This is a genomic window from Streptomyces sp. NPDC026538 (assembly GCF_055567535.1).
On the sequence record NZ_JBVHQG010000006.1, the window covers coordinates 100,924 to 125,141 of the forward strand.

A 24,218-nucleotide genomic window follows, 5' to 3' on the forward strand; every position below is an offset into this window, starting at 1 on the left:
TCACAATGACGTGCGGAGTCGTCGGAGGCAGATGATGCTGCAGGCCAGTTCCAAGAGGCCCTGGTGGAGGTCGGCGGCGTTCGTAGCGGGTGCGCAGTCGTTTGAACTGGTGGAGCCAGGCGAAGGTGCGCTCGAGGACCCAGCGGGTCTTGCCCAGGCCGGATCCGTGGGTGACGCCGCGTCGGGCGATGAAGGGCTTGATGCCGCGCTGCCACAGCCGCCGGCGGTACTTGTCGTAGTCGTAGCCGCGGTCGGCAAACAGGCGCTTGGGCTTGCTGCGCGGACGTCCTCGAAGCCCCCGTATTCGCGGGATCGCGTCCAGCAGTGGGATCAGTTGCGTCACGTCATGCCGGTTTCCGCCCGTCACGGACACGGCCAGCGGGGTTCCGCGGCGGTCGACGATCAGGTGGTGCTTGGAGCCGGGACGGGCTCGGTCGACCGGCGACGGCCCGACGTGATCCCCCCTTTGAGGGCCCTGACATGGGAGCCGTCGACCGCGCAGTCGTCCATCTCCAGCAAACCCGCCTTGCGCAGTTCGGCAAGGAGTTCCGCGTGCAGCCGGGGCCAGACGCCCGCTTCGGTCCAGTCCCGCAGGCGGCGCCAGGGGGTCACGCCCGAGCAGCCCACCACACTGGCGGGCACATCCCGCCAGGCCACACCTTTGCGCAGCACGTAGACAATGCCGGCCAGTGCAACACGGTCAGGCACCCGAAGCCGGCCCGGGTACAGGTGCCTTCGAGCGGGCTGCGGCAGCTGTGGGGCTATGCGCTGCCACAGGTCATCAGGGACAAGATCATCGGACACTCCACAGACCTTGCCGATGAAGATCGTCGCCCACCAGCCGACACGCCCTACCTAGTCTGCACACACAGCCCCGAAGGAAGTGCTCCGGAATCTCCCGGCAGTGAGCCCTTGCCTTCGCCCACCCGCAGGGAGCAAGATCCTCGCGCCGATCAAACGAAGTTCGGGTGCCTGCAGTTCATGGAGTTCTCATGAGTGGCTTGGCCTGGTGCATCGTGCTCGTCACTGCCTGGATGAGCTGGTCTGTCTGGCGTATGGACGTGCTGCCAGCCTGGTGGCGCCGGCTGCCGATGCTGCTTCTCGCCGCCGGAGTGGCGGGGGTTGTCTCCGCGTCGGAGCAGATGTTCGGCACCCCGGCGGACCGGATCGTCGCGGGTTCGAGCCTCGTCCTGGTCCTGGCCGCCTGGGCGGTGAGTCTGCGGGAACGCCGAAGGCGGGGTGCTGGCCGACACTAGGGTGCGTCCCTCGTGTGCACCGGAACTCAGTAGCGGTCGACACGGGCACAGCCCCGCCTCTTGAGAGGGCGGTACGTGACTTGATGTCTGTATTGCCCTCCCCGCTGACCGGCTGGCTGTCGACCGGTACGGCCGTACGCCGATAGCCGCAGCCTCCGACCTCCCCCCCCCCTCGCCGCCGGAACCACCGCCGCCGCAGCGCCAGCCGCGGCTGGGCTAGAACCTGGGCCTCGTCTCCGGCACCGCGATGATCACCGATGCCGTGCCGCCGGCCACCCGCGCCAAGCCACCGGGGGCTTCAGGTCCGGCCTCGTCGTCTGTGCCTCCGGCTACCCCGTCCTCGCCATCACCGGCGGCATCCTCGCTCTCGCCGTCCTCCCCGCGATCGCCACCAGCGCGAGCAGCCGGTGACCCGGCCTGCCCCGTCGGGGGAAGCCAGCCGCCCTCACCGTCGACGGCACCGGGCACCGGGCACCGGCGTCCACGTCTTGGCCAGAACCTCATCCGCCCGATGCTCGACGACCGGAACACTGTCCACTACCTGATACCGGTGCGATCCAGACGCTCACGGGCGACTCCGTCCACGCGATGCCGATACCGCGGTGAGGATCGCCTGCGACCTCGATGTCTCCGAGACCGACCGGCTCGACGCCGTCGGCATGCTGGGGCTCACCTGCCCCGTGACCGTAGTCGTCACGGCTTCCCCCGGACCGTCCACACCGCGCACCACCCGGATCGGGGCCGACGCCGTCGCCCTCGTCCCGGAAGCAGCGGCCCTGCCCCAGGACCTGCGGGCCGGGCCGGCCGTCACCCGGCGGCCGGCCCACCTGCCGACCGCCCTGGAGCGGGCCCGTGTCGCGCTGCGGCTGTCCGACCGCGCGGACGGCCCCGGCCCGTCCCTGGTGGCATACGACGATCTCGGAGCCCTCGCCGTGCTCGCCGAGCGGATCACACCGCGAGAGGCGGCCACCACCACCGACGTGCACCGCCTGGACCAGGTGCCGGTCACCCATCCCTGGGTGATCGACACCCTCCGGGCAGTGCTCGACCAGGCGAGTCTGCGGCAGGCCGCGACCGGCCTCCACCTCCACCACTCGACCCTGCAAGAACGCCTGTCCTGGCTGTCGACCCAGCTCGGCTACGCGGTCACGAAGCCCGGCGGACGCCAACGCGCCGCAGTAGCCGTGCTCCTGTGGCGGATCGCCCGCAGCGAGGACGAAAGCGCTGACGGCGACGGCTGAGAGAACCGACACGGCCCGCTCGTGCACGGCTCCGGCATGGCCGTTCCGGTGGATTTGCAAAGCCGGGTGATCCGCAGCCCGTGCGCCGATGGCTCCGCAAGCGAGGCATCCGCCACCGCATCGCCCGCAAAGGCATCGAAGAGCAAGATCCAGAGAACGAGCCGTTGCGGTTCGTGTCCTTCGAGGACAACCTGTTGTGGCAGAACGTGGGACTGCGCGGGGAGGTACCGGAAGGCGGCGCTGACCCGGCGTGGCGGGGACGGCACGGCGAGCGCAACGCCCTGTTCGCCGATGGTCTTGTTCACTGCGGGATGCGGCTGGGTGAGGGGTCCCTGCTGGTGCCTGAGGTGCCCCCGCCGGGCGGGCTGGGGGAGTTCAGGGTGGCGGGGGCGGCGGCCAAGCGGCGCAGGGCCGCCGGGTGTTCCTGCCGCCGCGCAAGGTGCGCCAGTTTCACCAGTTCCTGGCCGTGTCCGAGTCACCCACGTGCGCCCTCATGTAGTGAAAGCCGGACCGTCCACGACGTGACAGCGCAACGTGCCGACGCTCATCGGCGCCAAGTCGGTCGGGTCTCTGACGCGCGCCTGTGTCGAAAACGGGTCCGAGGTCTGCCCTCGGAAGGCATTGAGAGCGCACGTCGTGGGATGCGGGGGTGGTGCCTGTCAGAGACGATCCGGGAGGTGCCCCCCTTGCCTCGGGCTTTACCTGGGCGCCGAGACCTGGTCCCCGGGCGAGCGCACAGCTGTGGACGGAGGCTCGAATGCGCCCTGCTCCGAACTGAGCCCGTCCAGCAGGAGGTCACCGAGCTCGGAGAACGCGTCGCCGGCGGTCAGGCCGGTCCTCTCCAGGAGGACACCCGACTGGACCGCGTCGATGGTGACCGCCACGACCTGGGCGGCGGGATCTGCGCACGTACTTCGACTTTCTGTGGTTCGCGCGAGGCCGGCGTTGACTGGCGCGACGCGTCCATGGATGACCGGGCGGCGTACGAGTGGTGGCGTCGTCGCGACGAGCGTGGACCTCGTCTGTAGGACACGAGCTGGGACCGGGAGGTGTCCACGGTCAACGGGCTCACGGAACCGCCGCGACGGGTGGAGGAGCTGCGGGTGCGTCACCTGGAGCGGTGCCTGATGTCGACGCGGCAGACGTGCGGGGAGAAGTCATCCCGCCGGAACCTGTACGAGGAGGCCATCCGCCAGCCGGCCCTCGAAAACGACGCCCTGCGCAGCGGCGCCGCCGTTCTTCCACTGCCTACCCGCAGCACGCCCGCGCCGTCCTGAATCCGGCACTGCCCCCGGAGGCGTCTGGCGTGCGAAGGGACGCTGGGCGTGGCGCGCAGCCAACTACCGATGATCAACTGTTCATCAAGCCGTGCGTGCCGACGGCATCCCGGCTCCCGCCCTTGCCGCGTCGGTGCCCCAGCTGGCCAGCAATCGTAGTGCCTCCGCCGACGGGGAACCGGGTTCGGCGTAGTACGTCGCCTCCGTGTAAGCGGGTACGTCGGGGCCGGTGGCGTATCGCCTTGCTGGGGCACCGGTTACTGCCGCTCGGCGCACGGGGTGTTGTTCGACGTGATCGAAGCCGGCTGCAAGCTGGACACCTGGCTGCGGTGGGTCCGGTTCGTCGCGGCCGCGGAGGGGCGCCCCGGAGCGTTAGGCGCTCTCGGTGCTCGTGTAGGGCTCGACGCGGCCGACGCTCTCCTTGAGGACGAGGTCGAGCAGTCCGGGGAAGCGCTGGTCCAGATCTTCCTTGCGCAGGGTGTTGAAACGGCGGGTGCCGACATCGTGCTGCCGGATGAGACCGGCCTCGCGCAGGACGCGGAAGTGGCGGGTGAGTACGGACGCGGTGACGTCCTGCGTGAAGCCGCTACAGGCCAGGCCAGGGGAGACGGAGAGGGTGACGACGATGGTGAGCCGGGTCTCGTCGGTCAGCGCGCTCATGATCTTGAAGAGGTCGAGGTCGTCCGTGTCGGGGTGGACGAGGGGGGATGAGGTGCGGCTGGCCATGAGAAAAGAATAACCCTCACCTCATGTTCGCGTTTACGCGTACATGGGTTACGGTGAAGGCACGGATTGACCCTTCATCCGTCATCCACCGGGTTGCCCATCACCGGTACTACGGCATGCCACGAACGTCTTTGACGGCGCGGCCTGCATCAAGAACGGAGCACACCCCATGACCACAACACAGGCGACCGAGTCGAGGACGCACCGGACGGAAACGGCCGCGGAGGCGGTCGGCCGCCTCCGTGCGACGTTCAACACCGGCGTCACCCGCGGCCTGGACTGGCGCGTCAGCCAGCTGCAGCGGCTGCGGGCCCTTCTGGTCGAGAACGAGCAGGAACTGACCGAAGCCCTCTGGGCGGATCTGAGGAAGAACCCCGCCGAGGCCAAGACGCAGGAGATCGACTTCACCGTCGCCGACATCGACGAGGCACTGGCGAACCTCGAAAACTGGCTTCAGCCCCGCCCGGTGGAGGTTCCCGCCCACTTCGGTCCCACGACCACGGCCTACACCACGTACGACCCGCTCGGGGTCGTCCTGGTGATCGCTCCGTGGAACTTCCCGCTGCACCTTCTCATCGACCCCATCATCGGCGCGCTGGCCGCCGGGAACACCGTGGTGGCCAAGCCGAGCGAGATGTCGGTGCACACCTCGGCGGTCGCTTCACGACTCCTGCGTGAGTACTTCGACGCCGATGTGCTCACCGTGGTCGAGGGAGGCGCCGAGGAGACCACGGCCCTCCTGGCACAACGCTTCGACCACATCTTCTACACCGGCAATGGCACGGTCGGCCGGATCGTCATGGCCGCGGCCGCCAAGAACCTCACCCCCGTCACGCTCGAACTCGGGGGCAAGTCGCCGGTCTTCGTGGCGCCCGACGCCGACGTGGAGGAGACCGCGAAGCGGCTGGTGGGCGCCAAGTTCGGCAACGCGGGGCAGCAGTGCATAGCCCCCGACTATGTCCTGGCCGATCCTGCCACCGCCGCCGCACTGGTTCCCGCCCTGCGTGCGGCGGTCGACACCCAGTTCGGCACCAGCCCGCAGACCGCGTCCGACTTCGGCCGGATCATCAACGAGCGGCATTTCGACCGGCTCACCCGTCTGCTGGACTCCGGCCGGGCGGCGGTGGGAGGCCGGCACGACCGCGACGACCTGTTCATCGCACCGACGGTTCTCACCGATGTCGACCCCGCGTCGCCGGTCATGCAGGAGGAGATCTTCGGTCCGATCCTCGCCGTCGTCGAAGTCGAAGACCTCGATGCCGCCATCGCCTTCATCAACGAACGCGACAAGCCCCTCGCGCTCTACGCCTTCACCACGTCCGAGGCCACCAAGTCGCGCCTGGTGAACGAGACGTCCTCCGGCGGCGTCGCCTGGGGCCAGCCGGTGATGCAGCTGCTCATGACCGGCCTGCCGTTCGGTGGCGTCGGCGAAAGCGGCATGGGCCGGTACCACGGCCGGTATTCCCTCGAGACGTTCAGCCACCTCAAGGCCGTCGCGGACGTCCCGCTCAACTAGCCTCGCGCTTTCGTGAAGCAGGCTGTCCGATGGGCGATCGGCCGGCGGACGTGCCGCAGGCCGGTGAGAATGAGGATCCCTGAGATCGCTGTTCCCACCCCCGCCGCACTCGCGTTCCAGGCGAAGCCGTGTATCGGTCCTCATCGCGGGGGCGCGTCAAGGGAGTCGGCCGCGGCGCGCGCTGCAGACACCGATCCGTACCGACTCCGGCGGCGGCACCCAAGACTTCGTCACCTGGCCGGCCGCTGATCGTGCGCAAGGAGTGAACACCCGTACCCCGGCGGGCAGTTGCACTTGACCGGCGTCGACACCGACGCCGACGGCATGCGGCTCTCACCGCGTTCGCCGCCAACACCACCCACACCCCGATCGCGGTCCTGGAACCGCGTCACCGCCGGCGGGCCCGCGCCTGCCCGAGGACCGCATCCGCGCCTGCCCCGGGACAGCCTGGACCCCCTGCGCCGCAGACATTCATCCCATCTCCCTCCATATCACAGAAAGAAAACCCATGCCTGTCAACACTTCAGAAGCTTCGCCCGTTCCGTCGCTTTTCTCCCCCGTCGCACTCGGGAAGATCGAGCTCACCAACCGCATCGTCATGGCACCGCTGACCCGGGTCCGCGCCGGCTCCTCCGGCATCCCCGGGGACCTCATGGTCGAGCACTACCGGCAGCGGGCGAGCGTCGGAATGATCATCACCGAGGGCACCTACCCCGACCGCGCGTCGCAGGGGTATGTCGGTGAGCCGGGCATCGCCACCGACGAGCAGGCGGCCGGCTGGCAGCGGGTGTTCGAGGCGGTGCACGCCGAGGGCGGCCGCATCGTCCTGCAGATCATGCACGCCGGCCGTGGCACCCACCCCGACATCAACGGCGGCCGCCGCATCCTCGCCCCCAGCGCGATCGCCATCGACAATAAGACGTTCACCGAGAAGGGCGAACAGCCCTACCCCGTACCGGAAGCGATGACCACCGCAGAGATCCGGGCAGCAGTGGAGGACTTCGTCACCGCGGCCCGCCGGGCCATCGAGGCGGGAGCGGACGGCGTGGAAATCCACGGCGCCAACGGCTACCTGCTCCACCAGTTCCTCTCCCCGGCGGCCAACCAGCGCACCGATGGATACGGCGGCTCGCCGAACAACCGCGCCCGCTTCGTCGTCGAGGTCGTCACGGCCATCGCCCAGGCCGTCGGTGCCGATCGGGTCGGGCTGCGGATCTCGCCGGAGGTCGACTTCGGGGACGTCTTCGAGACCGACCGGGACGACGTCCTGGCCACCTACGGCACCCTGCTCGACCAACTGCGCTCGCTGGGCCTGGCCTACCTCTCCGTACTGCACACCGAGCCGGGCGGCGACCTTGTACAGGAGCTGCGGCGGCGCTTCGACGGCAAGCTGATCGTCAACAACGGCCCCTTCGGGGGGCAGACCACCCGCGAGCAGGCGCTCCAGCAGATCGAGGCCGGCCACGCCGACGCCGTGGTCGTGGGCCGGGCTCTCATCGCCAACCCCGACCTGGTCGAGCGCTGGCAGGGTGGCCACCCGGAGAACGAGCCGCGGCCGGAACTGTTCTACGGGCCGGGCGCCGAGGGCTACACCGACTATCCCTTCCTCGAAGCGGCTTGAGGCCCACGGTCACGCCTGTCCATGCGGCAGCCCCACTCACCCATGGACAGGCGCCCGACCGGCGACACTGTGCCCGCCCCTGTGAGCCCGCGGTCACGCCGGCGATCACGCCCCGCTGCGGGCACGGCAGGTCTGCGAGGCGATGGACATGGAGATCGCGCCCAACAACATGAACAACACCCGCCTGAAACTCAAGCGGCTGACCGAGCGCGGCATCCTGGTCGAGACCGAGCAGGGATTGTTCGCCCAGCCGCGACCATAGCCGCCCGGCGGCCCTCCGAGCAGCCTGCCTACTCCAGCCGACAGGGCAATACAGACATCAAGTCACGTACCGCCCTCTGAGAAGCGCGCCAAAGCGACGCTCGCGGCTACGACGGCAGAGGACGACGGTGGGCGGTCAGCCAACGGCTCATTCTGAAAGAATCAGTTAGGGCTCTGCGAGGTGACCGGCCCCGAACTGCGCGCGGCCCACACCGTCCACCCGATCACCGCGCTGCAGTCCGAGTGGTCGCTCTTCAGCCGCGACGTCGAGACGTCGGCGGTCCCCACGGCCGCGGAACTCGGCGTGGCATTCGTCGCGTACTCGCCTCTCGGCCGTGGCCTGCTCACCGGCGCGCTCCCCGACAACAGCGAACTGAGCCCGGGCGACACCCGGTTGTCGATGCCCCGGTTCACCGGCGAACACGCTCGCACCAACTACGCGCTCCTCGAAGCCGTCCGCGCGATCGGCGCGGACCACGCCGCGACCCCCGCACAGATCGCGTTGGCCTGGCTGCACCAACAGTCCCGCGTCCACGGCCTCACCGTCCTGCCCATACCCGGCTCCCGCAGGTCCGCCCGACTGCGGGAGAACGCCGCCGCGACGGCGCTCACCCTGTCCGCGACCGAACTCTCCTTGCTCGAACCGCTGGCGGCGCAGGTGGCTGCGGCCCGCCGGGAATGAGATGCGGATCCCGGCAAGTGGCGCCTGGGCCGTCCGCGCCGGGTCTTATCGATGCCCAGGACTGCGACCTGCGGCGGAGGTGCCTCGGCGATGTCGCGGGCCTGCGTGCGGAGGCTTCCATCACGGTCGGCCAGGACAGACGCAGATCCCGCGCGACCTGGATGATCGTGCAGCCGGCATCCCGTATGCGGCGCCCGGCCGTACCCCGCAGCCGGGCGGTCAGCCGGGCACCGGCCGGCATCTGCGGGATCTGCTCGGTGAAGGACCGGCGAGGGCAGCCGGCCTCGCGGCACCACCAGCGGCGCTTGTGCCAGCGGAACTCCAATCCGCTCTCGCCGTAAGGGAGATCGCGTGGCCGGGTCACCGCCGAGCCTTTCACCTGGGTGGAACACCCCCGCAGGTCGGGCAGGCCTTCACTGTCTCGTCGAGGTCGAGCAGCGACGTCGTACGGTTGGGCAAGCCCGTGGCTCCCGCATGATCGTTCTGCGTCGAGAACACAGATGATCACGCAGGTCCACGGGCATCCCGCATCCGGGGCCGGGCCCGAATGCGTCATGCCCACCGGCCGGGTGTGGTTCGCTGCTGGGGTGACTCAGGACTTGGAGATCGTCGCATTCGAATCCGCCGAGGCATTCCAGGCATGGCTCGGCGAGAATCACGCCGTCTCGCCCGGCATCTGGCTCAAGCTTCGCAAGAAGGGCCCCGGAATCGTCGCGCTGGACTACGCCCAGGCGCTCGACGTGGCACTCTGCTACGGCTGGATCGACGGCCAGAAGGCCAAGTTCGACGACCAGTGGTGGCTCCAGCGGTTCACCCCGCGCAAGCCGCGCAGCAAGTGGTCCAAGGTCAACCGGGACAAGGTGGCCGCCCTGATCGAGCAGGGCCGGATGCATCCCCCGGGGCAGGCCGAGGTCGACCGCGCCAAGGCAGACGGCCGCTGGGAGGCGGCCTACGACGGGGCGAAGAACGCCACGGTGCCGGACGACCTCGCGGCGGCCCTGACCGCCGACCCGGCCGCGGCGGAGTTCTTCGAGACACTGGACCGGCAGAACCGCTACGCGATCCTGTACCGGGTCCAAGACGCCAAGAGGCCCGAGACCCGGGCGCGCCGGATCGAGAAGTACGTAGCGATGCTGGCCAAGGGCGAAAAGCTGTACCCGTAGTCGCGGAGAGGGACCGCAGCCGTGCAGCGCCTTGAGGGCCTGGCACGCCTGCGGCCGCGGCGGCAGCCGGCCTGCTCCTGGCCGTCTGGGTCACCGCAGCGAGTGTCTCCGACGACGTCGGCATACACCTGATGTCCCACATCGCCGCCGCTCACCCCGCGTGACCAAAGCAGGGGCCGACACCGGCCACCGCACCAAAGCCATCGACCACGGCGCCCGCCTCGGCATCGGGCGCGGCATCGGCGTCGGCGTCGGCGTCGGCGTCGAAGTCGACGTCGGAGTCGTCCAACGCGGGCCGGGCGCCGAAGGACTCAGGATGATTCCGCGGCGCTGGGGCGTCGAGCGCACCTTCGGCCACAACTCGAGGAACCCCTCGGCCGCTTCGTCCGGGAGATCGACCCCTATCGCCTGGAGGTCCATCCGGCGATCACACTGCTCGGCAGCACGGGTCTGCCGGCCTACGTGGAAAGCGAGCACGACAGGGAGTTACGACAGACCGTTGCCCGGGCCGTCGAAGGCGAAAGCCAAGTGGTGATGCTCGTGGGCACGTCCTCGTCGGGTAAAACGAGAGCCTGCTTCGAAGCTCTCAGGCACCTGCCTGACGACTGGCGGCTGTGGCATCCCTACGATCCCGACCGGCCCCGTGCCGCGCTCGCCGATCTTCAACATGTCGGCCCGAGGACAGTGGTATGGCTCAACGAGGCACACCACTACCTGCTGCATCCCGATTACGGCGAACCGATCGCCGCCGGGCTTCGCAGCCTCCTGGAAGAGCCGTCCCGAGGGCCGGTTCTGGTCCTGGGAACGATCTGGCCGGGCCCCGGGTACTTCGGTGAACTGAGCAGAACTCCGCAGCCGGGGCGTCGATCACGCCCGAAGCACACAGCGCGTCCGTCCCGTCCCCGCTCTGTTCTGGCAAGCCGCTGTCCAGCACTGCGAGGGCGATGCCGCTCGAGAACTCGGCGCCGCGGCCGAGGCCAGAGGACTGATGGAAGTTGCCTGCCGCCTGTGGTCGAAGGCCGGCGACAACATGAAAATCGCACGTCTGCTCAGTGATGCGGACCGGCTCGAGGAGGCAGTCCCCTGGTTCGAGCAGGCCTATACCGCAGGGCACGCACGAGTCGCCCGTCTCGCAGCCGAGGAGCTATCCACGCCGGGGGGCAGATGCGGTGGCAGGCTGGTTCGAGCGGCTGCCGGGTTGTGCACCGGCCGAAGCCATGCGGGGACCGGCGTCGTGCTGGCCTGGGCCGGCCTCACAGACGAATGCGTCGTCTGGTTCGACCGTGCAGCGCAGGCCGGAGACGCTCAAATCACTGCTGACGGCGGCCGCGGAACTGGCAGCACGCGGGCAGCTGGAGGCAGCCCTGTCCTGGTGTGAACGTGCCCTCGCAGCCGGCGTCGACGAGGCATACGAAGCGGCCGTCGGCTGGCTGATGGACGCAGGGCTTGCACAGGACGCACAGGTCTGGGCCCGGCGGGCTTGAACGCTACGGATGGACCCCCCACCGGAGCCGTCGCGGACCCCTGGACCATAGACGACCTGTTGCTTCCCCCGCACCGCCGGACAACCGGCACCGACGACTTCGACACTCCGCCCGGGCCGGCGCAGCGCTGAAATCCCGAACACATGCGTCCGCGCCTCCCCTGGCCGAGCACAGGTACAGGACACTGCGAGAAGACCGCTGCCGTCTTCAGGTCGGGACTCGTCGTCGCGGGCGACTTCATCTGGTCGACCCCCATGAGGCTGCGGCCGGGTCGCACGTCTAGTCGAGCGCCTTGCGCGGATCGTGCCTCGCGGCGTCAGCCCATACCGTCGGCAGCTCTCGTTCGTGCCTGTCGGCCTCGGCTTGTTCCCGTCCGTACAACAGGCCCCAGGCGAAGCCGGGTTCGCCGGCCTCGTGTGCCGCCACGGCCAACTCGCGCAGGGCATCACGTGCCACGACGCTGTCCTGGTGGTTCCCGAGCACCTTCTGGACGGCTTTGACGCGCTTGCCCAGACGCTTGGCGGGCTTGCCGAGTGCGGCGCGGGCCGGCTCCGTGGCGTACCGGGTCTTCTTGGCCGCCTTGCGGGCCTCGTGGAGGGCCACGTCACGTTCTGTCCCCGGCGCGAGTTCCAGCGCATGGGCCATACGACCGGCGAGACGATCGTATTCCTTGAGAATGGCCTTGGCCGTGACCCTCTCCGGCTCCCGGTCGGCCTTGCCGCGTACCGGCGGCCGTTCCGTCAACTCGGCCAGAGAGTCCAGTAGGGCGAGGTAACGGGGTGAGTCTAGGGCGCCGAGGGTACGCCGGTGGGCCTCCGTACTGTTGCTGACGTCCCACCTCTGCAGCCGTGCGGCAACGGGGCCGAAAGCCAGTTCCGAAGGCAGAGCCTCGATCTTCGAACTCAGCCGCTCCGTAAGTACCTCCTGGTCGCGTTCCGCGCCCAGCTCGTTTCCCAACCACTTGAGTTCCTCGCGGATGGGATCGGTGACCTTCCGGTCCAGGACGGACCGGTAGGAGCGCAGCACGCTGCGCAGCCGTCGGCAAGTGACGCGCATCCTGTGCACCGAGTCGGGCACATCACGCCGTACCGCGGGGTCCAGGCTCACCAGAGTCCGGACCTGCCCTTCAACGTAGCGGAGGATCCCTTCACCGGCGGATCCAGGCACGGTCTCGGCGGTGCACCCGCCCGACAGCCGGGGCGCTCCCACCGCCGTCTCCTCCAGTGCTCGGGCCAGCTTGGACGGCGCGTGCGCGCGGTCTACGCCGCTCCGGCGCAGCGTCTTGTCCAGGCTGCCCAAGAGGGCCGGGTCAGTGTCCGGTGCCAGTTCGACCTCCATCTCGGTCCAGGAGGCCCGCGTGGCGCTCGCGAGCAGGGACTCGGCGCGGACCGAGTCGATGCTCAGCTCAGCGAGGACGGTGCTCCCGGACCCGACGAGCTGCCGTACACCACGAGTGGAACGGATTCGGACGACCGGCCGCACATCCGCCCCTCGGGTACGGGAAAGAGCCAGGTCGCGCAGGGTGTTCGGGAGGGTTTCGGACAGCGGGGCCTGTACTTCCTCCCGGCTGTCCCCGGACAGCGGCAGTTTGAGATGCCAGCCCGCGTCGTCCCCGCCCATCCTTCGCCTGAGTGTTGCCGAGGCGCCGACCAGCCGCAGGTCGTCCGTGTCGTAGTACACGGCGTCCAGTTCTTCGGTGCCCTGATCCACGACGGACACGATGCCGCCCACCCCGGCGAGGTCGGGCAGCCAGGTCGTATCGTCCGCCGACGGAGCTTCGTACTTTCGCTCTGTTTCTCGCTTCGAGTGCGTCATCTTCTTCGCGTACACACCTCAGCCCGGAACAAACACCGCAGGATCCCCCTCCCTCCGCGCGCTCGGGCGAGGGGCGGTCCGCGAAGACAGGCAGACACTTTCCTCCCGGCACCATCGCCATGCCGGGTATCCGGATCCCCTCACGGCCTGTCCACCGCGGTCACCGGCGGCTCCCACGGTCTCGGTCTCCCTATCGCCGACGAGTTGACGGGTCGCGGTTGCCATGTCACGTTCGGCGCGCGGTACGCCGCCGAACTCGACCGGGCCGGCGGAGTACTGCGCCAGCGACATCCGACAGGCTCCGTCCGAAGGGATCCGTTCCACCTCTGAGGGCCCTGACGCCGCCGGGGGTTTTGCCGTGTGCCTGATCGGCCCGTGGGTACACGGCCGGTTCCCTGCACCGAACCCTGGAGCCGTCAGTGAGCCCACGCCCCCGCAACGTATTCGTCGTCGGTCTCGACGAGGCCAATCTACGGACCCTTCGGACCGTCCCCCACGCCGAGGAGCTGCGTTTCCACCGCCTCCTGACCATCCACGAGCTCCAGCACGGCGAGGTGACCGTACCGGAACTGATCGACCGCGCCCGGAGCGTGCTGGACGGCTTCGACGAACCGATCGACGCGATCGTCGGCTACTGGGACTTCCCGGTGAGCACGCTCGTCGCCATGCTCTCGAAGGAGTACGGGACGCGCGCCACCAGTCTGGAATCGGTGGTCAGGTGCGAGCACAAGTACTGGAGCCGTCTCGTGCAGCAGGAGGTCGCCACGGAGCACCCGCGCTTCGGCCGGGTGGACCTCGACACGTCCGACCCGCAGCCGCCGGAGGGCGTGCGGTTCCCCATGTGGCTCAAGCCGGCGCTGTCGTACTCCTCCGAACTCGCCTACGGCGTGAAGGACATGGAGGAATTCCGCACCGCCGTGGAACACATCGGCCAGGGCATCCACCGGGTGGGCCGCCCCTTCGAGTACATCCTGGACAGGATCGACCTGCCGCAGGAGATGGCCGGCGTCGGCGGCCAGGTCTGTCTCGCCGAGGAGACGCTCAACGGCGTCCAGGTCGCGGTCGAGGGATACGAGCACGACGGCGAGATCATCGTGTACGGCGTTCTCGACTCGATCAACTACCCGGATTCCACCAGCTTCCTGCGCCACCAGTACCCCTCCGCCCTGCCTGAACCGGTGCAGGAGCGCCTGCAGGAGGTGTCGAAGCGGGTGATGCGCCACATCGGCTGGCGGCAGGCGACCTTCAGCATCGAGTTCTTCTATGATCCGGCCACCGACGGGATCTCGATCCTGGAGATCAACCCCCGCCACTCCCAGGCGCACGCGGAGCTCTTCGACTACGTCGACGGCGTGCCCAACCACCACTGCATGCTCGCCCTCGCCCTGGGCGAGGATCCGGCCATGCCGTCCGGGCAGGGACCGTACGCCCTGGCCGCCAAGTGGTACTACCGCTGGTTCGCCGACGGCGTCGTACGCGAGGTGCCGCAGCCCGAGGAACTGGCCCGCATCGAGAAGGAGATACCCGGCGTCCGCATCGACGTCGTGCCCAACGAGGGCCAACGTCTGTCGGACGTCGACCAGCAGGACAGTTACAGCTACGAGGTGGCGCACATCTTCACCGGCGGTTCCGACGAGCACGACCTGCGCGAGAAGTACGACCGCTGTGTCGCCGCGCTACGACTTGCCTTCGACCGCCCGAACGACCCCACGACCGACCGCACGGCCTGAGAGACGTATGCGATACATCGACAACCTCCCCCACACCACCAGGCAAGAGGACCACGTCAGGATCCCGATGCCGGACGGCGTCCACCTGTCGGCACGCGTCTGGCGCCCGGTCTCCTCGGACGACTCCCCCGTCCCCGCGATCCTGGAGTACATCCCGTACCGCAAGGGCGATCTGAGTTCGGTCCGCGACTCGATCCACCACCCCTACATCGCCGGGCACGGCTATGCGTGCGTCCGCGTGGACCTGCGCGGTACCGGTGACTCCGAGGGCGTCCTCACCGACGAGTACCTGGAAGTCGAGCAGAGCGACGCCGAGGCGGTACTCGACTGGCTGGCCACGCGGCCCTGGTGCGACGGCACGACCGGGATGATGGGCATCTCCTGGGGCGCGTTCGCGGCCCTACAGGTCGCCGCCCGGCGTCCCAGCAGTCTGCGCGCCATCGTCATCTCCTCGTTCACCGACGACCGTTACTCCGACGACATGCACTACATGGGCGGCGCAATGCTGTCCGACAACCTCGCCGAGGCGGGAACCATGTTCGCCTACGCCACCTGCCCGCCGGACCCGTCCGCCGTCGGCGACCGCTGGCGCGCGATGTGGCACGAGCGTCTGGAAGCCGCCGAACCGTGGGTCCTGAACTGGCTGCGCCACCAACGCCGCGACAGCTACTGGAGGCACGCGTCGGTGTGCGAGGACTACAGGGCCGTACGCTGCCCCGTCCTCGCCTCCAGCGGCTGGGCCGACGGATACTCCAACGCGGTGACCCGCCTGCTCGCCCATCTGGACGTACCACGCAAGGGCTTGATCGGCCCCTGGTCCCACAAGTACCCCCACCTCGGCGAACCCGGACCCGCCATCGGCTACCTCCAGGAAGTGGTGCGCTGGTGGGACCACTGGCTGAAGGGGGCCGACAACGGGGCGATGGACGGCCCGATGCTCCGGGCGTGGATGCAGGACAGCGCGCCACCCTCCACCTCGTACGAGGAACGCCCCGGCCGGTGGGTCGACGAGCGGACATGGCCCTCGGAGCACGTTCACGACACCCCGTACGCGCTGCGCTCGCGCCACCTCACCACCGCGGACGAAGCTCCCGACGACGGCGGAAGCCAGACGCTGCGGTCCCCGCTGTCCGTGGGCCAGTTCGCCGGCAAGTGGGCCTCCTACAACGCCCCGCCGGACCTGCCCTACGACCAGCGGGAGGAGGACGGCGGCTCCCTGGTCTACGAGACCGAGCCGTTGACGGATCGGCTGGAGATCCTCGGGGCGCCTCGCATCGAACTGGAGGTGAGCGCGGACCAGCCGGTGGCCATGGTGGCCGCCCGGCTGTCGGACGTGGCCCCGGACGGCAGCGCCACCCGGGTCACATACGGCGTCCTCAACCTCACCCGTCGGGACGGCACGGACGAGCCCGCCCGCTTGGAACCGGGTCAACCCGTCCGGGCCACACTGCACTTGAACGGTGTGGCGCAGGCATTCCCGCCGGGCCACCGCATAAGGCTTTCGCTGTCCACGTCGTACTGGCCGTTGGCCTGGCCACCGCCACGGCCCACGCTCCTGACCGTCCACGAGCGACCGTGCCGCCTCTTCCTGCCGGTCCGCCCCGCCGACGAACCGGATACCTCGGTCCCCTTCGAGGCACCCGAAGGCACGGCCCCCATCACGACGACCCAGGTGACCCCGCCCGAGCAGCGCTGGGAGGTGAGCCGCGATCTGATCGACTACCGGGCGGCGTTGAACATCGTCAAGGACCGCGGCACGGTCCACTACGACGCGATGGACCTGGACGTCGGCTGCCGCGTCCACGAGCGGTACACCTCGGTCGCGGAGGACGTCACCTCACCGGCCGGCGAGGTGACGTGGACCATGAGTTTTCGTCGCCAGGACTGGGATGTACAGGTCCGCACGAGCACCACGTTGACCTGCGACTCCGAAATGTTCCACGTCAACGCCACGCTGGACGCCTACGAGGGCGGCCGACGCGTCGCCTCGCGCACCTGGAACGAGTCGGTCCCCAGGGACGCGCTGTAGACGGTCCGCACTCTCGCCCCCGGGGGCGTGCCCGCCGAGCAGGCGTGTCACGGCCGGCAGCACCGAGGCCGCTGTCCGGCCGAGCACCACCTCGGCGGGACCTTCCAACCCCGTTGTCGCCGAGGCGCTTCTGGACCGGCTGATCAACGCCGCCCACGGATCATCCTGAACGGGCCCAGCAACACTCGAAGATGGGCCCAAGGCACCCCGGCGACAAGAACAGAACGGCACCCTCGTAGGAGGACAGGCCACGAACGGCTGGTCCGTGCAAGCCCGTCGCCCGAGACAGGGCTGGACGCGGCCTCGCGTTCGGTCCGCTCCTACCTTGGCCTGCCCGGCCTGGTCGACGGAGCCCCGCCGATCTCGGCGCCTGCGACACCGACCCCGCGCCCGAAGTGTTCCAAAGCGCGGCGCTGCCTGTCGACAGCGGCGCGCGGCAGGCAGCTATAACTTCGATGTTCACTTTGGCCCGTGATGGCAAGTAACTCGCGCCGGGGGTTCCACCGGGCCAGCGGCAAGCGTTGGCCCGGGTCGGGAGTATCGGGTGCGCTGATCGTGGCGCTGAAGGTGGACCCGTACCCGTGTGCGCCCACGGGTGCGGGAGCGGTGCCGAGCTGTCAGGGGCGGTCTCCGCTGCCGCCGCTGGTGGGAGCGGAGGTATGTGGGTGGCCGCCGGGGCGCGGGGCGCGGCCGGCATCGCGGATGCTGTCGCGGGCGGCTGCGGCGACCGCCTCGGGCGTGATACCGAACTCGGTGTACAGGCGCTGGTAGTCGGCGGAGGCGCCGTAGTGCTCCAGGCTGACGATGTGTCCGGCGTCGCCGACCACGTCCCGCCAGCCCTGCCCCACCGCCGCCTCGACGCTGACCCGGGCCCGCACGGCCGGCGGGAGGACCTCGTCCTGGTAGGCCGGGGGCTGAGCGGCGAACCACTCCCGGCACGGCATCGACACGACCCGCACGGCCAGGCCATCGGCCTGCAGCAGTGTGCGGGCCTCAAGGGCGATGTGCACCTCGGAGCCGGTCGCCACGAGGATGACGTCCGGCACGGTACGGTGCGCGGCGTCGGCGAGGACGTATCCGCCGCGGGCAGCGTCCCGAACGGGAGCGCAGGCACCGTTGCCGCGGTCAAGCACGGGAACGTTCTGCCTGGTCAGGACCAGTGCGGCGGGGCGGTCCCGGTGTTCCAGGACGGTGCGCCAGCAGGCGGCGGTCTCGTTCGCGTCGGCAGGGCGGACCACGTCCAGGCCCGGTATGGCGCGCAGCGCGGCCAGGTGCTCCACCGGCTGGTGGGTGGGGCCGTCCTCGCCCAGGCCGATGGAGTCGTGGGTCCACACATAGGTGGTGGGCAGCTTCATGAGCGCGGCCAGGCGGACAGCCGGGCGCATGTAGTCCGAGAAGGTCAGGAACGTGCCGCCGTAGGGGCGGGTCAGGCTCTGCAGGGCGATGCCGTTGAGGATCGCGCCCATGGCGTGCTCGCGGATGCCGAAATGCAGGGTGCGGCCGTAGGGGCCGCCCTTCCAGTCCTTGGTCTGGCGGTCGGCCGGTACGAAGGACGGCTCGCCGTCCATGGTGGTGTTGTTGCTCCCGGCCAGGTCGGCGGAACCACCCCACAACTCCGGCAGCACCGGGGCCAGCGCGCTGAGTACCTCGCCGGACGCGGCACGGGTGGACATCCCCTTGGGGTCGGCGGGGAAGTCGGGCAGGGCCTCGGTCCAGCCATCCGGCAACCGCTGCGCCTGCAGCCGGTCCAGGAGTTCGGCGCGCGCCGGATTGGCCGTCCGCCACACCGCGAACGCCTCGTCCCACTCGCCGCGCAACCGCCGCCCGCGGTCGGCGGCCTGCCGGGTCCGCGCCAACACCGCGTCCTCCACGACGAAGTGACGCTCGGGGTCGAACCCCAACAACCGCTTGGTCGCGGCGACCTCGTCCTCGCCCAGCGCGGAGCCGTGGGCCTTGCCGGTGTTCTGCTTGGTGGGAGCGGGCCAGCCGATCAGGGTGCGCAGCATGATCAGCGAGGGCCGGCCGTCCTCGTCCTGTGCGGTACGGACGGCGGCCAGCAGCGCGTCGACGTCCTCGGTGTAGTCGCCAGTGACCGTCCAGTCGACGGTCTGAACGTGCCAGCCGTAGGCGGCGTAGCGGGCCGGAACGTCCTCGCTGAAGGCGACGTCGGTGTCGTCCTCGATCGAGATGTGGTTGGAGTCGTAGAAGACGACCAGGTTGCCCAGCTCCTGATGGCCCGCCAGGGAAGCCGCCTCGCCGGTGACGCCTTCCATCATGTCGCCGTCGGAGGCGACGACGTAGACATGGTGGTCGAAGGGACTGCTGCCCGGCTCGGCGTCGGGGTCGAGCAGACCACGTTCGCGCCGGGCCGCCATCGCCATGCCGACCGCGCTCGCCAGCCCCTGACCGAGCGGGCCCGTGGTGATCTCCACACCTCGCGTGTGCCGGTGCTCGGGGTGGCCCGGAGTGGCCGAGCCCCAGGTGCGGTACGCCTCCAGATCCGACAGCTTCAGGCCGTAGCCGGTCAGGTAGAGCTGGATGTAGAGGGTCAGGCTGGAGTGCCCGCAGGAGAGCACGAACCGGTCGCGGCCCAGCCACTGGTCGTCGCCGGGATCGTGCCGCATGACGTTCTGGAACAGGAGATGCGCCAGCGGGGCGAGGCTCATCGCGGTGCCGGGATGGCCGTTGCCGACCTTCTGAACCGCGTCGGCCGCCAGCAACCGTGCGGTGTCCACCGCCCGTACGTCCACCTCGTCCCACCCCGTACGATCCGCCAGGGGCATCGTCACCGACCGGTCCGGTCGGGAAGTGGTGTCGGGCTGTTCACTCGTCATGCCGTTGCTCCTCAGAACTACCGGTGGCTGGTTCTGCCGTCCATGGGGGCGTACGGAGCCCGGGCCGCCGGGCCGCCCCGTGGGGGTCATTCGTGCGCGCTGGGCACCTGGAGCGGATCGTGCGGAGCGTCGGGCTTTGCAGCGGCGAGTTGCTCGCCCAGTTCGCCCAGCCGGCTGCGGCCGAGAGCGGAGCGGACCTTGGGGAACCACTCCTTCTCTTCCTCCTCGACGTGGTGCCGCACGTTCTCGATGAGAACGGTCATCTTGGCGTCGAACCGCTCGTCCTCGGGATCCAGGCCCGCCAGCTCGGAGAGCATCCACAGGACGACGTGGTGTTCCTCAACGCTCTCCAGCACGTGGTCGGTGGTGTCCGGCACGGCGGCGCGTGCGGCGGGGTAGAAGATCTTCTCCTCGATCCAGGCGTGGACCGTCAGCTCCTCGATCACCTTGTCGGCGATCTTCCGCTTGGTCTTGTAGGCACGGTCTCCGGCCTGCTCGAACTCCTTGAACAGCTTCTCGACCGTCTGGTGGTCGTCCTTGAGCAGCACAATCGCGTCCATGGGCCCGCCTTCGCGTTGTCCGGCACGTCCCGCAAGGAGCGGGATGTTCTCGCCGGTGGGAATACCGAAAGCCGATCGGCTTCCACGCCCCGGTTACCCCGGGCAGTGCGTCCGACTCATCTGAGGCCGGCATCGGCAAGATCGACAGCACGTTGTCGGCGCCGTCGCCGGTCTCGCCGCCGGCGAGCCGGGCCGGTCGGGTCCGGTCGCGGCGGAGGAGACGGACCGGCGAGACGTTCCGCCCAGCAGCCTGGTGGGGGTCGCCGCGCCGACCAAGAGACAAGCCCCGACGACATCCGGAGACGATGCAGATCTCAAGCCGTCCACGATCCGCCCGCGGCTCCGCCGCGGGACAGGGGACGTAACTATTGCCCATGCCCTGACAAATGTCCCTACCTGACCCTTGACTGGTCTGGACCAATCACGCTTTGCTGCTGAGGTCACCACTCACCCCCTACCTCTGGAGTGGCAGATGAGCCCAACCACGCCCAGCGAGCATCGCAGACCCGCCTATGGCAGGTGCATGACAGCCCTGCTGGCCGTACTGGCCTGCCTTCTCGGCGCGTTCACCGTCTTCGGCGCCGCGAGCCCCGCGGCGGCGGCGGACTGCGCCGCGGCCTGGAGCTCAGGCGCGGTCTACACCGGCGGCATGACCGCCTCCTACAACGGCGACAACTGGCAGGCCAAGTGGTGGACACAGGGCGAGACGCCCGGCGTCGCCGCGGTCTGGGCCGACCAAGGAGTTTGCGGTGGCTCCAGCGGAGGAGGCACCGGCGGCGGCAGCTGCAACTACCCCGCCTGGGTGGCCGGACAGTCCTATGCGACCGGCGCCATCGTGCAGTACACCCCCAACGGCCAGTACTACGTCGCCACCCACGACAACCCCGGATACGACCCCACCATCAGCACCTGGTATTGGTCCCCCTACACCTGCACCGGCGGCTCCGGTGGAGGAGGCACGGGCGGCGGCACCGGCGGATTCGTGGTCAGCGAAGCCCAGTTCAACCAGATGTTCCCGAACCGGAACTCCTTCTACACCTACAGCGGCCTGGTGGCCGCGCTCAGCGCCTACCCCGGATTCGCCACCACCGGCAGCGCTACCGTGCAGAAGCAGGAGGCCGCGGCGTTCCTGGCCAACGTCGACCACGAGACCGGCGGCCTCGTCTACGTCAACGAGGTCGACCAGTCCGGGAACTACTGCGCGAGTGAGCCCTACGGCTGCCCCGCCGGCACCTACTCCTACTACGGACGCGGCCCGATGCAGCTCAGCTGGAACTTCAACTACAAGGCCGCCGGCGACGCACTCGGTGTCGACCTACTGGACAACCCCGGCCTGGTTGCGTCCGACTCGGCGATCTCCTGGAAGACCGGCCTGTGGTACTGGAACACCCAGACCGGCCCCGGCACGATGACCGGACACAACGCCATGGTCAACGGCGCGGGCTTCGGCGAGACCATCCGCAGCATCAACGGCAGCCTCGAGTGCAACGGCGGCAACACCGCCGAGATGCAGGACCGTGTCAACGACTACCTCTCCTTCACCTCCATCCTCGGCGTCCCCGCAGGCTCCAACCTCACCTGCTGACCGCCACTCGTCGGAACGTCCGACCACCAAGCCTTCTCACCAACCGAACAGCCGCCTCCCCAGTACCGAATCAATGAGGATTTTCCACCTGATCAGGAAGCCGTCGGGGTTGGCGATTCAGAACGGCGAAGCTCCTGGTGGGGTCTCAGAGGGCGGTATGAGAGGGCATAGGGGTTTTGTCGTCACCTGAACGTCTGGCGGTGCGGCATCCTGGCCGGTCAGCGGCCATGGGCATGTTGGGCTGGTCGCCGTGAGTGAGCGCTAGTTGTTCTGTCCGGGGAGGTTGTGGACGGTTGAGCCAGGTCTCGGTTGAGGGATCTTGAACAGGTGAGGGCCTTCCGGTTCGGTGTGGATTGCGATGTCTACACCAACAGAAAGGCCCTCGTGGCCCCACCGTAATGCACCCCTGACCGACCGCCTTCTGGACCCGCGCCCAAGCGTTCTTCACCGCCTGCGGGATCACCGTCGAACGGTTCCTGACCGACAACGGAGCCTGCTACCGCTCACGCGACTAGCGCGACGCCCTGGCAGCGGCCGGGATCACCCACAAGCGAACCCGGCCCTACCGGCCCCAGACCAACGGCAAGGTCGAACGCCTCAACCGCACCCTGCTCGACGAATGGACCTACGCCCGCCCCTACCGCTCAGAACAGGAACGACGCGAGGCGTTCCCCGAGTGGCTGCACACCTACAATCACCACCGCGGACACACCGCGCTGAAAGGCCAACCACCCGCCAGCCGCGTCCCCCACCTAATCCGGTATTAGCGGCGCTCGGCGTCCAGCTCGGCGCGCGGGTGTTCGCCGAGATCGGTGACGACCGTGAACGCTTCGCCCATGCCCGCGGCCTGAAGGCATACGCCGGCGCATCGCCCATCACCAGAGCTTCGGGCAAGAAGTCGAGCATCACTCGCCGATGGGTGAAAAACGATCGACTCAACCACGTCGGCTACCTCTGGGCGTTCTCCGCCATCACCGCCTCACCCGGAGCCAAGGCGCACTACCGGCGACGGCGGGACGACGCCGGAGACTGGCACGCCGCCGCCCAGAGGAACCTCTTCAACCGCATGATCGGCCAGCTCTACCACTGTCTCCGGGGCCGCGAACGGTTCGACGAGCACAAGGCCTTCCCCACCGCACTCGCTGCCGCAGCTTGACGAGTTAGAGCCCTGAGGCGTCTCACAGGGCAATACAGCTAGTCCTACAAGACCGACGTGAGCGACTGAGCAGTGGGCGCTGGTCGAGCCGGTGATCGCCGCGTGGAAGGCCGCACATCCCTCGGTCAGCGGCCATCAGGGCCGGTACGCGATGCGGGAGATCGTCAACGCACTGCTCTACCAGGGCCGGACCGGTTGCCAGTGGGACCTGCTCCCACACGACTTTCCGCCACCCGGCGCGGTGAAGTACTACTTCTACACCTGGCGTGACGACGGCATCGACCAGACCATTCACGACCTGCTGCGCTGGCAGGTGCGGGAAATAGCGCGCCGGAAGGCGGACCCGAGCCTGGTGGTGCTCGACACCCAGAGCGTGCACGCGGCGGCCGGAGTGCCCGCGCAGACGACGGGGCGTGACGCGGCAAAAAAAGTACCGGGCCGCAAGCGCGGCCTGGCCGTTGACGTGTTGGGGTTGGTGATCGCGGTGGTCGTGGTGGCCGCGTCCGCGCACGAGAATGCCGTCGGCATCGCGCTGCTGGACAAGGTCGCCGCCGACACCGACACCGTGGAGAAAGCCCTGGTCGACCAGGGCTTCAAGAACGCCGTCGTTGCGCACGGGGAGAAGGTGGGCATCGAGGTGGAGGTCGTGGAGCGCAATCCCGCGCAGATCGGGTTGGTTCCCCAGGCCAAGCGGTGGGTCGTGGAACGCGCCTATGGAATCTTGATGTTGCACCGCAGGCTGGTGCGCGACTACGAGCATCTGCCCCGCAGTTCGGAGTCGCGGGTGTACTGGGCGATGACCGCGGTGATACTGCGCCGGCTGACCGCGGCGACCACGCCGGCCTGGCGCACCGCATGACCGGCCGGGAGCTGACACTCGGCGCGGTACTGGCACGGCTGGAGTAGCGGGAACGCGAGATCACCGCGCAGGCCGAGACCACGCGGGAACAGATCACGCAGCTGACCGCACAGCTCGACGAACTCGGCCGGGCCGCCGAGGAAGTCCGGATCACCCGCAAAACACTGCTGGAGCTGCCCGACCCGCGACCACCCGCGCCGCAGGCTCCGAAGCTGCCGGACCATCCGGCCTACCAGCAGATCATGGCGGTGTTCGCCGCGGCCGACCACCCGCTGCGGGCCCGGCAGGTGTGCGAGGCGATGGACGTGGCGGTCGCGCCCAACAACATCAACAACGTCCGCCTCAAGCTCAGCCGGCTGGCCGACCGCGGGATCCTGGCCGAGACCGAGCCAGCCTTGTTCACCCAGCCTCGGCCGTAGCCGG

General features: G+C 69.1%; 16 protein-coding genes and 7 pseudogenes. 15 read left to right on the forward strand and 8 right to left on the reverse strand.

Annotated elements, in window-relative coordinates:
- A pseudogene (locus ACZ4N4_RS24230) lies at positions 1–804 on the reverse strand (IS5 family transposase).
- 188 nt (positions 805–992) lie between these two features.
- On the opposite strand from ACZ4N4_RS24230, the gene ACZ4N4_RS24235 reads away from it, so the two are divergent.
- Positions 993–1,256 (forward strand): hypothetical protein, encoded by a 264-nt coding sequence (locus ACZ4N4_RS24235; RefSeq protein ID WP_467592018.1) that lies wholly within the window; start codon positions 993–995, stop codon positions 1,254–1,256.
- 602 nt (positions 1,257–1,858) lie between these two features.
- Complete coding sequence (locus ACZ4N4_RS24240; RefSeq protein WP_467592020.1) at positions 1,859–2,497, forward strand: helix-turn-helix domain-containing protein; 639 nt, start codon at positions 1,859–1,861, stop codon at positions 2,495–2,497.
- A 698-nt stretch (positions 2,498–3,195) separates the two neighbouring features.
- Here the strand turns inward: ACZ4N4_RS24240 and ACZ4N4_RS24245 are convergent.
- Positions 3,196–3,381, reverse strand: coding sequence for a hypothetical protein (locus ACZ4N4_RS24245; protein ID WP_467592022.1), 186 nt, complete (start codon positions 3,379–3,381; stop codon positions 3,196–3,198).
- 165 nt (positions 3,382–3,546) lie between these two features.
- Here ACZ4N4_RS24245 and ACZ4N4_RS24250 point away from each other — a divergent pair, with 165 nt between their 5' ends.
- Positions 3,547–3,774, forward strand: coding sequence for a hypothetical protein (locus ACZ4N4_RS24250; RefSeq protein ID WP_467592024.1), 228 nt, complete (start codon positions 3,547–3,549; stop codon positions 3,772–3,774).
- Between the two features lie 84 nt (positions 3,775–3,858).
- Here ACZ4N4_RS24250 and ACZ4N4_RS24255 read toward each other — a convergent pair.
- Together ACZ4N4_RS24255 and ACZ4N4_RS24260 are read right to left on the reverse strand one after the other, a co-directional pair.
- Positions 3,859–3,972: pseudogene (locus ACZ4N4_RS24255) on the reverse strand (transcriptional regulator); the annotation flags it as partial.
- Positions 3,973–4,146: 174 nt separating this feature from the next.
- The gene (locus tag ACZ4N4_RS24260) at positions 4,147–4,500 is read right to left on the reverse strand and encodes an ArsR/SmtB family transcription factor (RefSeq protein WP_101416083.1); all 354 of its coding nucleotides are present in this window, start codon (positions 4,498–4,500) and stop codon (positions 4,147–4,149) included.
- 169 nt (positions 4,501–4,669) lie between these two features.
- Here ACZ4N4_RS24260 and ACZ4N4_RS24265 point away from each other — a divergent pair, with 169 nt between their 5' ends.
- The 3 genes and pseudogenes from ACZ4N4_RS24265 to ACZ4N4_RS24275 form a co-directional block, all read left to right on the forward strand.
- Positions 4,670–6,016: an aldehyde dehydrogenase family protein gene (locus tag ACZ4N4_RS24265; RefSeq protein ID WP_467592026.1), complete on the forward strand. Its 1,347-nt coding sequence runs from the start codon at positions 4,670–4,672 to the stop codon at positions 6,014–6,016.
- A gap of 508 nt (positions 6,017–6,524) precedes the next feature.
- Positions 6,525–7,637: an alkene reductase gene (locus ACZ4N4_RS24270; protein ID WP_467592028.1), complete on the forward strand. Its 1,113-nt coding sequence runs from the start codon at positions 6,525–6,527 to the stop codon at positions 7,635–7,637.
- A 424-nt stretch (positions 7,638–8,061) separates the two neighbouring features.
- Positions 8,062–8,580, forward strand: a pseudogene (locus tag ACZ4N4_RS24275) (aldo/keto reductase); the annotation flags it as partial.
- Here ACZ4N4_RS24275 and ACZ4N4_RS24280 read toward each other — a convergent pair.
- Positions 8,507–9,136: a helix-turn-helix domain-containing protein gene (locus tag ACZ4N4_RS24280; RefSeq protein WP_467592802.1), complete on the reverse strand. Its 630-nt coding sequence runs from the start codon at positions 9,134–9,136 to the stop codon at positions 8,507–8,509. The pseudogene ACZ4N4_RS24275 and the gene ACZ4N4_RS24280 overlap by 74 nt on opposite strands.
- Between ACZ4N4_RS24280 and ACZ4N4_RS24285 the strand changes: the two genes are divergently transcribed.
- Positions 9,135–9,743 carry a YdeI/OmpD-associated family protein gene (locus ACZ4N4_RS24285; RefSeq protein WP_467592030.1) on the forward strand — a complete coding sequence of 203 codons (609 nt, stop codon included), beginning with the start codon at positions 9,135–9,137 and terminating at the stop codon, positions 9,741–9,743. The genes ACZ4N4_RS24280 and ACZ4N4_RS24285 overlap by 2 nt on opposite strands.
- A 68-nt stretch (positions 9,744–9,811) precedes the next feature.
- Positions 9,812–10,098, forward strand: a pseudogene (locus tag ACZ4N4_RS24290) (hypothetical protein); the annotation flags it as partial.
- Positions 10,099–11,506: 1,408 nt separating this feature from the next.
- Here ACZ4N4_RS24290 and ACZ4N4_RS24295 read toward each other — a convergent pair.
- On the reverse strand, positions 11,507–13,042 hold the full coding sequence (locus tag ACZ4N4_RS24295) for a CYTH and CHAD domain-containing protein (protein ID WP_467592032.1): 1,536 nt from the start codon (positions 13,040–13,042) through the stop codon (positions 11,507–11,509).
- A 419-nt stretch (positions 13,043–13,461) separates the two neighbouring features.
- Here ACZ4N4_RS24295 and ACZ4N4_RS24300 point away from each other — a divergent pair, with 419 nt between their 5' ends.
- Positions 13,462–14,772, forward strand: coding sequence for an ATP-grasp domain-containing protein (locus tag ACZ4N4_RS24300; RefSeq protein ID WP_467592034.1), 1,311 nt, complete (start codon positions 13,462–13,464; stop codon positions 14,770–14,772).
- Positions 14,773–14,779: 7 nt separating this feature from the next.
- Complete coding sequence (locus tag ACZ4N4_RS24305; protein ID WP_467592036.1) at positions 14,780–16,801, forward strand: CocE/NonD family hydrolase; 2,022 nt, start codon at positions 14,780–14,782, stop codon at positions 16,799–16,801.
- A gap of 617 nt (positions 16,802–17,418) precedes the next feature.
- Here the strand turns inward: ACZ4N4_RS24305 and tkt are convergent.
- On the reverse strand, positions 17,419–19,635 hold the full coding sequence (gene tkt, locus ACZ4N4_RS24310) for a transketolase (RefSeq protein WP_467592038.1): 2,217 nt from the start codon (positions 19,633–19,635) through the stop codon (positions 17,419–17,421).
- An 86-nt stretch (positions 19,636–19,721) separates the two neighbouring features.
- Positions 19,722–20,195: a hemerythrin domain-containing protein gene (locus ACZ4N4_RS24315; protein ID WP_450768081.1), complete on the reverse strand. Its 474-nt coding sequence runs from the start codon at positions 20,193–20,195 to the stop codon at positions 19,722–19,724.
- A gap of 523 nt (positions 20,196–20,718) precedes the next feature.
- Between ACZ4N4_RS24315 and ACZ4N4_RS24320 the strand changes: the two genes are divergently transcribed.
- The 5 genes and pseudogenes from ACZ4N4_RS24320 (at position 20,719) to ACZ4N4_RS24340 (ending at position 24,214) form a co-directional block, all read left to right on the forward strand.
- Positions 20,719–21,780, forward strand: coding sequence for a glycoside hydrolase family 19 protein (locus tag ACZ4N4_RS24320; protein WP_467592040.1), 1,062 nt, complete (start codon positions 20,719–20,721; stop codon positions 21,778–21,780).
- Positions 21,781–22,199: 419 nt separating this feature from the next.
- Positions 22,200–22,547: pseudogene (locus ACZ4N4_RS24325) on the forward strand (integrase core domain-containing protein); the annotation flags it as partial.
- A gap of 5 nt (positions 22,548–22,552) precedes the next feature.
- Positions 22,553–22,936: pseudogene (locus ACZ4N4_RS24330) on the forward strand (transposase); the annotation flags it as partial.
- Between the two features lie 57 nt (positions 22,937–22,993).
- Positions 22,994–23,795: pseudogene (locus tag ACZ4N4_RS24335) on the forward strand (IS5 family transposase).
- 242 nt (positions 23,796–24,037) lie between these two features.
- Positions 24,038–24,214, forward strand: a complete 177-nt coding sequence (locus tag ACZ4N4_RS24340; protein ID WP_467592042.1) for a hypothetical protein — start codon at positions 24,038–24,040, stop codon at positions 24,212–24,214.
- Positions 24,215–24,218 lie beyond the last annotated feature (4 nt).

Coding starts and splice junctions, on each gene's coding strand:
- ACZ4N4_RS24235 (WP_467592018.1), top strand. CDS start 993: ATGAGTGGCTTGGCCTGGTGCATCGTGCTCGTCACTGCCTGGATGAGC.
- ACZ4N4_RS24260 (WP_101416083.1), bottom strand. CDS start 4,500: ATGGCCAGCCGCACCTCATCCCCCCTCGTCCACCCCGACACGGACGAC.
- ACZ4N4_RS24265 (WP_467592026.1), top strand. CDS start 4,670: ATGACCACAACACAGGCGACCGAGTCGAGGACGCACCGGACGGAAACG.
- ACZ4N4_RS24270 (WP_467592028.1), top strand. CDS start 6,525: ATGCCTGTCAACACTTCAGAAGCTTCGCCCGTTCCGTCGCTTTTCTCC.
- ACZ4N4_RS24285 (WP_467592030.1), top strand. CDS start 9,135: ATGCCCACCGGCCGGGTGTGGTTCGCTGCTGGGGTGACTCAGGACTTG.
- ACZ4N4_RS24280 (WP_467592802.1), bottom strand. CDS start 9,136: ATGACGCATTCGGGCCCGGCCCCGGATGCGGGATGCCCGTGGACCTGC.
- ACZ4N4_RS24295 (WP_467592032.1), bottom strand. CDS start 13,042: ATGACGCACTCGAAGCGAGAAACAGAGCGAAAGTACGAAGCTCCGTCG.
- ACZ4N4_RS24305 (WP_467592036.1), top strand. CDS start 14,780: ATGCGATACATCGACAACCTCCCCCACACCACCAGGCAAGAGGACCAC.
- tkt (WP_467592038.1), bottom strand. CDS start 19,635: ATGACGAGTGAACAGCCCGACACCACTTCCCGACCGGACCGGTCGGTG.
- ACZ4N4_RS24315 (WP_450768081.1), bottom strand. CDS start 20,195: ATGGACGCGATTGTGCTGCTCAAGGACGACCACCAGACGGTCGAGAAG.
- ACZ4N4_RS24320 (WP_467592040.1), top strand. CDS start 20,719: ATGACAGCCCTGCTGGCCGTACTGGCCTGCCTTCTCGGCGCGTTCACC.
- ACZ4N4_RS24340 (WP_467592042.1), top strand. CDS start 24,038: ATGGCGGTGTTCGCCGCGGCCGACCACCCGCTGCGGGCCCGGCAGGTG.